Raw genomic sequence first — 2476 nt, 5'->3', positions numbered from 1 at the left:
TCGTCGTCGTCGAGGTGGTGGCGGCCGCGCCGCGACTGACCCGAACCGGAGGTCTGCCGGGACCCTCCCTCGAACCCGGCGGCGATGACGGTCACCCGCACCTCGTCGCCGAGCGAGTCGTCGACGACGGTGCCGAAGATGATGTTGGCGTCGGGGTGCGCCTCCTCCTGTACCAGGGTCGCGGCCTCGTTGATCTCGAACAGGCCCAGGTCGCTACCGCCGGCGATCGACATGAGCACGCCCTTGGCGCCCTCCATCGTGGTCTCCAGGAGCGGAGAGTTGATGGCGGCCTCCGCGGCCTTGTACGCCCGGCCCTCGCCCCGCGAGGAGCCGATCCCCATGAGCGCGCTGCCGGCCCCGGACATGACGCCCTTGACGTCGGCGAAGTCGACGTTGATCACGCCGGGGGTGGTGATGAGATCGGTGATCCCCTGGACGCCGTTGAGGAGGACCTCGTCGGCGGTCTTGAAGGCCTCCATCATGGACACGCCGGCGTCCCCGAGCTGGAGCAGACGGTCGTTGGGGATCACGATCAGGGTGTCGCAGGCCTCGCGCAGGCCCTCGATCCCCGCCTCGGCCTGTCCTCCGCGACGCTTGCCCTCGAAGGAGAACGGACGGGTGACGACGCCGACGGTGAGAGCGCCGAGCTTGCGCGCGATGGCCGCGACGACCGGCGCTCCCCCGGTGCCGGTGCCGCCGCCCTCCCCGGCCGTGACGAAGACCATGTCCGCGCCCTTGAGGACCTCCTCGATCTCGTCCTTGTGGTCCTCCGCGGCCTTGCGCCCGACCTCCGGGTCGGCGCCGGCACCCAGGCCGCGGGTCAGTTCGCGCCCGACGTCGAGCTTGACGTCGGCGTCGGACATGAGCAGAGCCTGCGCATCGGTATTGACCGCGATGAACTCGACGCCCTTGAGGCCCTCGTCGATCATCCTGTTCACGGCGTTGACACCGCCGCCCCCGATTCCGACGACCTTGATGACTGCGAGGTAATTGTGCGGTGAGCTCATCGAGGCCCGGCCTTCCTTTGGGGGTGTCGTGCTCGGTTGCATGCTGTCTCGACGAAAGACTCTCGCCTAACTCTCACCCTCTACTTGAGGGTTAAAGTTGCTGGTCAGAGGCGGTTTCCGCCGTCGGATCACACGGTAGGGGCACCGGACCCACACGTCCACGAGGCTCGCGGGCGTGTCGGTCTACCGCGAGGCCGGCAGCGCCGGATTGGAGACGTTCCAGACCTGACCGGGTTGCTCGAGGACCATCTGCAACGCGACCGCCTTCTCGTGGTCGCGGCCCGCGGCCCCCCACTCCACGGTCCGCCCGTCGACGAGGGTGAGCACGATCGACGCCGGGGTCTCCACGTCGACCGAGGCGATCTCCTGTCCCGCGGTCCCCCGAACCTCGGCGAAGACCGTCGACAGGTCCCGGACGATCCCGGGCAGGTCGGAGCGGGCCTCCTGCCCCACGGTGAGTTCGGGGGTGCCGGGAGGCGGATCGCCCTGCCCGAAGTCGATCCCCTGTCCGTCGACCAGATGCCGTGCGCCGTCGACCTCGACCACCACCAGGGCGGTGCGCTCGATCAGCTCGATCCGCAGGTTCGAGGGGTAGTCCCGCGTGACCGTGACCTGGTCCACCCTCGGGATCCCCGCCACGCGGCGCGCCACCGCGTGGGTGTCCACCTGGAGCAGCGGGGTCCCGGGGGACACCGCCGCCCGCTCGGTCACCGCCTCCACGGGGATGGTCCGGGTCCCGACCACCCGGACCTCCCGGACGGAGAACACCGGCAGGAAGTACAGCGCGATGTATCCCACCAGGAGGACGACCAGCGCCACACCGAGCCCGACGTAGATGCGGTTGGTGCGGCGACGTCGCCTGCGCAGCGTGGCCCGCACCGCGGGGTCGGAGTGTCGCACCCGCTCGTCCGAGCTCTGGACGTCCGCCGCGGCGAGTCTCCGGTCAGGGTCGTCCGAGGCCGTCGGGGCCGTCGGGTGATCGAGTGGCTCGTCGGTCACCGCTGAGCCCCCTTCACGGCGCGGCCCTCGTCATGACCCCGTCCCGCTCCCCGCGGGCCCGGCCACGATCCTCGGGCCGAGCGTGGTGATGTCACCGGCTCCGAGCGTGAAGACCACGTCGTCCGGCCGGACGATCCCGAGCACCGTGGACAAGGCCGCGTCGAGGTCGGGGACGTGGTGGGCCGGCGAGCTGACGTGCCGGGCGACGAGGCCGCCGTCGACGCCGGCCTCGGGTTGCTCGCGCGCGCCGTACACGTCGAGCACCACCACCTCGTCGGCCAGGGACAACGACCGCCCGAACTCCTCGGCGAAGATGCGCGTGCGGGAGTACAGGTGGGGCTGGAAGACGGCGATCAGGCGGCCGCCGTCCGAGTCGACGATCTCCCGCCCGGCGCTCAGGACCGCCCTGACCTCGGTCGGATGATGCGCGTAGTCGTCGAACACCCGCACCAGTCCACCCTGGACGGCGG

General features: G+C 70.7%; 3 protein-coding genes. All 3 read right to left on the bottom strand.

Translation table 11 applies throughout. From position 1 onward, the window contains the following. Positions 1–1007, bottom strand: a 1007-nt coding sequence (gene ftsZ, locus G6027_RS00420; protein ID WP_182634391.1) for a cell division protein FtsZ, incomplete at its 3' end; no start/stop codon positions are given. Between the two features lie 183 nt (positions 1008–1190). After that, positions 1191–2006 carry an FtsQ-type POTRA domain-containing protein gene (locus tag G6027_RS00415; protein ID WP_182634389.1) on the bottom strand — a complete coding sequence of 272 codons (816 nt, stop codon included), beginning with the start codon at positions 2004–2006 and terminating at the stop codon, positions 1191–1193. A gap of 30 nt (positions 2007–2036) precedes the next feature. After that, the coding region (locus tag G6027_RS00410; protein ID WP_277612272.1) for a cyanophycin synthetase at positions 2037–2476 on the bottom strand (440 nt) is incomplete at its 5' end.

It is taken from the genome of Dietzia sp. SLG310A2-38A2 (assembly GCF_014145095.1).
Classification (GTDB): domain Bacteria; phylum Actinomycetota; class Actinomycetes; order Mycobacteriales; family Mycobacteriaceae; genus Dietzia.
The sequence above is the reverse complement of the archived record's forward strand: the minus strand, read 5'-3'. Positions and strand labels throughout refer to the sequence as shown.